Source organism: Actinomyces succiniciruminis (assembly GCF_900002405.1).
Taxonomy (GTDB): Bacteria; Actinomycetota; Actinomycetes; order Actinomycetales; family Actinomycetaceae; genus Actinomyces; species Actinomyces succiniciruminis.
On record NZ_LK995525.1, the window covers coordinates 12,870 to 17,809 of the forward strand.

General features: G+C 70.3%; 5 protein-coding genes. 2 read left to right on the top strand and 3 right to left on the bottom strand.

The window, feature by feature from the left end:
- The 3 genes from BN1056_RS10230 to BN1056_RS10240 form a co-directional block, all read right to left on the bottom strand.
- The coding region (locus BN1056_RS10230; protein ID WP_210580922.1) for a DUF1648 domain-containing protein at positions 1–1,076 on the bottom strand (1,076 nt) is incomplete at its 3' end.
- A 20-nt stretch (positions 1,077–1,096) separates the two neighbouring features.
- Complete coding sequence (locus tag BN1056_RS10235) at positions 1,097–1,480, bottom strand: GntR family transcriptional regulator (protein WP_210580924.1); 384 nt, start codon at positions 1,478–1,480, stop codon at positions 1,097–1,099.
- Between the two features lie 102 nt (positions 1,481–1,582).
- Positions 1,583–3,589 carry a helicase HerA-like domain-containing protein gene (locus tag BN1056_RS10240; RefSeq protein WP_210580926.1) on the bottom strand — a complete coding sequence of 669 codons (2,007 nt, stop codon included), beginning with the start codon at positions 3,587–3,589 and terminating at the stop codon, positions 1,583–1,585.
- A gap of 204 nt (positions 3,590–3,793) precedes the next feature.
- On the opposite strand from BN1056_RS10240, the gene BN1056_RS10245 reads away from it, so the two are divergent.
- Both BN1056_RS10245 and BN1056_RS10250 read left to right on the top strand, forming a co-directional pair.
- Positions 3,794–4,207 carry an NUDIX domain-containing protein gene (locus BN1056_RS10245; protein WP_210580928.1) on the top strand — a complete coding sequence of 138 codons (414 nt, stop codon included), beginning with the start codon at positions 3,794–3,796 and terminating at the stop codon, positions 4,205–4,207.
- A gap of 128 nt (positions 4,208–4,335) precedes the next feature.
- Positions 4,336–4,940 (top strand): DegV family protein (locus tag BN1056_RS10250; RefSeq protein ID WP_210581012.1); only part of this gene is annotated, 605 nt, incomplete at its 3' end.

Genomic DNA, 4,940 nt, shown 5'->3' on the forward strand with positions numbered 1-4,940 from the left:
AGGAGGATGCACACGCCGATGACGACCACCAGGTTGATCAGTATGAAGACTGCGAGCGCCCGCCCGACCGGGTGCCCGTAGTTCAGGGCGACGCCGACGCCGGCGCGTTTGGGCACCAGCAGCGAGGGGTCTGCGCGGTTGACGTAGAACAACCCGCCGAGCCACAGCTCGTCGTCGTCGGGGGAGTCGGCGTCCACGGGTGTGAGCCGGCGTGTGAACCGGCGGGAGAGCCGGATCAGGTCGGCGATCATCCACATGATCAGCAGGCAGGTGACCGTCACCGGGATAGCCAGCCACCAGCGCGCGGCGGCCGGTGACTTCGCAAGCGGCAACACCAGGATGCCGGCGAATGAGACGCCCGTGGCCAGGGCCAGCGGTCCCATCACCCGGTCGATCAGGTGCGCCTGGGCGAGGGTGAGCCGCCGAGTTCGGCTCCGGTCGCCGTCGACGGGGATGCTCGCCAGCAATCTGCGGCGGGCGATTCTGGTGCACAGCGCCACCACGGCGACCATACCGAGGCCGATGGCCGCAGGCAGCAGCACCTGCAGGGGACTGCGCCGCACCCAGCCGTCGACGGTGCCGTCGGCTCCCCAGTGGATCGGCAGTGGGTCGGGCAGCGCGTCGTAGCGCAGCAGTACGAAGACCGCGGCGACCAACAGTAGGAGCACCGAGGCGACGTACCAGGGCATTGCGCTGCCGGATTTCTCGGGGGTGCTGATCGGGGCCAGCTTTCGCACCCGCCGGTCCTCGTACCAGCCCTCCTGCCGTTTGGCCTCGATGATGGGCAGGCGCATGACCGTCCAGGACGCGAAACCCGCGCCCAACTGCGCCAACATGATGATTACGGGCAGGCCCGGGCGGCTGGTGGAGATGCCGCTTAAGTGCAGCAGCGCAATCGCCGCCACCGCGACGGCGGCGCCGACCAGGCAGCATCTGTGCCATGCGCGAATGGCGCGACGCACGACCGGGTCGCGGACGCGTTCGGCAGGTACCGATACACCCAATGGGAGCGTGTCCCGGGAGATGGCCGGAGTCGCCCAGAGTGCCAGGCCCAGCACGACGGCAGTCAAGCTCATGCTTACGGTGTAGGCCAGCATTACCGTTCGCTCCCCACCGGTGAGAGCGTGTCGAGCTGGTGGGCGGCGGCGTCGAGGATCTGCTTCTCGGCCAGGCCGTGTGCGCGGGCCTCGGCCAGCAGCGTGCGCAGCCGCGACCGCCACGCGGCGGCCTCGGTCCAGTCACCCGCAGGAGCGATGACGGTGCCGGACTTGGCGTTGGTGACAACCAAGCCCTCGGCGCGCAGAAGATCGTAGGCCTTGGAGACGGTGGCGGGGTTTATGGCGAAGGCTCCGGCGAGGGCGCGCACGGAGGGCAAACGCTGGCCGGGCGGCAGTTCACCGCGCGCAATTCCTTCCACGATCCGGTCGCGGATCTGCTGGTAGATCGGGGTGGGGGACAGGGGATCGATTTCCAGGTCCATGCTGCGAACTCCCGGTGAGGGCACGACGAACTGATCTGTACTGCTAATACTAGTACAGATGGTGCAGATGGGGTAGATGCGCCGACGTGTTGTGTGCCAGGCTCAGCGGCCGCGCAGGATGTTTCCAAGGATGGAGCGGGTGATCTGGCGGCCGGCGCTGCCGATGAGCTTCTCCACCTCGCGTTGACGCCGCTCGGCGGCCCGCTCCCGGGCCCGCTGCTCGCGCTCGGCCGCCTTCTGGGCCTCGCGCTGGAGCCGCTCGGCGGTGCGCTGGGCCTCCTGGGCGGCCTGGGCCTCGGCCTTCGCCTGTGCCTTGGCCGCCTCCTGTGCGGCCTTCTCCGCCGCGGCCTGGGCCTCGGCCGCGGCGCGGGCCGCCTCGGCGCGGGCCGTCTCCTCCTCGGTGCGCTTGGCCAGCAGCTCGTAGGCGGACTCGTTGTCCACCGCGGTGGCGTACCTGGGCATGAGTGGCGAGGCCGAGAGCACCGACCGGATCGTGGCCGGCTGTGCCGGACCCATTACCGCGGCCGGAGTGTTCACCACGACGGGCGCCACCGGCGCGGGACGGCCCTTCTCATCCAGCACCGATACCACTGCCTGGCCCGTACCCAGGCCGGTGAGCACTCGAGTCAGGTCCAGTGGGGAGACCGGGAAGGTGGATACCGCCTGCTTCAGCTTGGCGGCGTCGGCCGGCGTATGGGCGCGCAGCGCGTGCTGGATGCGGCTGCCCAGCTGGGCCAGCACGGCCTCGGGCACGTCCGTGGGGGACTGGGTGACGAACACGATGCCGACTCCCTTGGAGCGAATGAGTCTCACCGTGCGCGTAACCGCCTCCAGGAAGGCCTTGCTGGCACCGTCGAACAGCAGGTGCGCCTCGTCGAAGAAGAACACCAGCGCCGGCTTGTCCGGGTCGCCGACCTCCGGCAGCACCTCGAACAGCTCGCCCAGCAGCCACATCAGGAAGGTGGAGAACAACGTCCCCTGGGACTGGATGTCCGCCAGTTCCAGGGACGAGATGACGCCGCGGCCGTCGGCGGCGGTCCGCAGCAGGTCGTGCACGTCCAGGGCCGGCTCCCCGAAGAAGACCGAGCCGCCGGCCGCCTCCAAGGCGGAGACCTGCCGCAGGATCACCCCCGCCGTCGCGCTGGACACCCCGCCGATGCCGCGCAACTCCTGCTTACCGGGCTCGGTGCCGGTTAAGTAGTCGACCACGCTGCGCAGGTCCTTCAGGTCTATCAGCGCCAACCCCTGCGCATCCGCCCAGTGGAACACCAGTTCCAGTGCGGAGGTCTGCGTGTCATTAAGCCCGAGTACGCGGGAGAGCAGCACCGGCCCGAAGGCCGTCACCGTGGTGCGGATGGGGGTCCCGGTGGAGGCGCCCGCTGCGGTGGCCGGCTGCGCCGCCGTCCCCTCCGAATCCCCGAGGGTGAACAACTCCAGCGGGAAGGCCCGCCCCTCCCACGCCTGCCCGGTGGCGGCGTTGCGAGCCGCGAGCTTGGCGGAGGCGGCGCCGGCCTCCGCCAAACCCGTCAGGTCCCCCTTCACATCGGACAGGAACACGGGCACGCCGGCGGTGGACAGTCCTTCCGCCAACAGTTGCAGGGTGCGCGTCTTGCCGGTACCGGTGGCGCCGGCGACCAGGGCGTGACGGTTGAGCAGACCGAGCGGGATGCCCACGTTCACCCCGGGCACCGGGATCGGCTCCGACGTCTTCGTCCCGGCCGGGTGCGGCTCGTCTTCGGTGGGGTAGTCCAGGTAGGTACCCACCGGCAGTACGGGGCCGGCGAAGGCGTATCCGTCCCGCACGCGGGCGGCGTAGCCGGAGGCTGCTTCCGACTCCACCGCCGGGGCGTCCTGCGGCTCCGTTGCTGCGGGAGCCGCCGGCGCCGTGGCGGCCGGATCCGCCGAGCCGGGCGTGCGAGCCTCCATCTGAGTCGGCGCATCGAGCGGTTGAGGCGAGGACTCGACGGCGGGCTCGGTCTGAGCGGCCAGCGCAGCCTCCAACGCTGCCTGTGCGGCGGCCGCCTTCGCCGCGGCGGCGTCCGCGGCCGCTTGCGCCGCCTCGGCCTTGAGGCGGGCGATCTCGGCTGGGTCGGGTGTGGGACTCGTCATGCCCGCATCGTATGCGGCCATGCAATTCCAACGCGAGGTCGGTCGAACTTACGTGCCGAGGTCGGTAGTTGTTACGTGCCGAGGTCGGTCGATAAGGGATACCGGGCCGTTATTCACCGGCCCGGTAGGTGAGTTTGAGCCGCCATCGCGCGGTTGCATAGGTCCGGCGTATTTGCGTCGCCGATCCGTGCGACGATGGGAGGCATGAGCCGGTGTCACTTCGGCGTGTATGCCCGCATAGTCGAGGGCGCGCGCATGCTCTGTGTCCGTAAGACGCGCGGACCGTACATGGGGCTGTGGGATCTGCCGGGTGGAAGACCCGAGCCGGGCGAGTACTGGGAGGAGACCCTGCGCCGTGAGTTGAAAGAAGAACTGGGTATCTCGTCCTTCACGGTGCAGGGTATGCGACGGGTGGAAGTCCACGTGACCGAGGACTCGTGCGGCAACACCATCGACTTCTACCACTACGGGGTGGTGGCGGATGTGGCGCTCGCGGAGGAACTGCCGCCGCTGGCCCCGACCTCGTCCGACACCGGTGGTTACCAGTGGCGTCGGCTCGACAAACCCTCCTGCCTGAGCGCCCTCGCTCTCCTCGCGGCCAGGGTGCCCCGGGTGTGAAACGGCCCGGCGGGTTCACAGACTCTCCAGGTGTACGGGTTGGCGGACGGCGGCTCGTGGCTCGCTGTACCCGCAAGCCGGAAGCGCCGGTTGACAGGGTATCGGCGTCGGAGGCTTACGCTTCGAGCATGTCGCTCACGGTGGTCACCGACTCGGCAGCCTGTCTGCCCGCTGCGCTCGCGGATGCGCGCGGCATTATCGTCGTTCCCCTGCATACCGTGGAGGCGGACGACGGCGCGGCGACGACGGCGCGCCCGACGGTCGCCGAACTCATCGACGCCTACCGTCTGGCCGCGCGGCGCGGCGACGAGGTGCTCGCGGTGCATGTCACGGCCGCCCTGTCGGGCACGGTCGAAAACGCCCGGACGGCGGCGCGCGAACTGGCCACACAGGGGATACCGGTCACGGTCCTGGACTCCGGGGCCTCGGGCGGCGCACTGGGGCTGGCCGCCCTAGCCGCCGCCGAGGCCGACGACGCCCGCCGCGGTGCCGCCCGCGCCCGCGAGTCGGCGGCCCGCTCCAGGCTGTTCTTCCTGGTCCAGGACCTGAACCACCTGCGGCGTGGCGGCAGGCTCAACCGTGGCACCGCCTTCGTCGGCGGAACCCTGGGCATTCGCCCCATCCTGACCACCGGGCCGGAGGGAATCGGCGTAGTCGAGACGGTCCGTGGCGCCGCCCGTGCCCGCCGCCACCTGATCGCGCAGGCCGTGCGTGCGGCGGGTGGAACCGCCCT

Excerpts from the sequence above, each read along its gene's own strand:
- BN1056_RS10245 (WP_210580928.1), top strand. The coding sequence starts at position 3,794 with ATGAGCCGGTGTCACTTCGGCGTGTATGCCCGCATAGTCGAGGGCGCG.
- BN1056_RS10240 (WP_210580926.1), bottom strand. The coding sequence starts at position 3,589 with ATGACGAGTCCCACACCCGACCCAGCCGAGATCGCCCGCCTCAAGGCC.
- BN1056_RS10235 (WP_210580924.1), bottom strand. The coding sequence starts at position 1,480 with ATGGACCTGGAAATCGATCCCCTGTCCCCCACCCCGATCTACCAGCAG.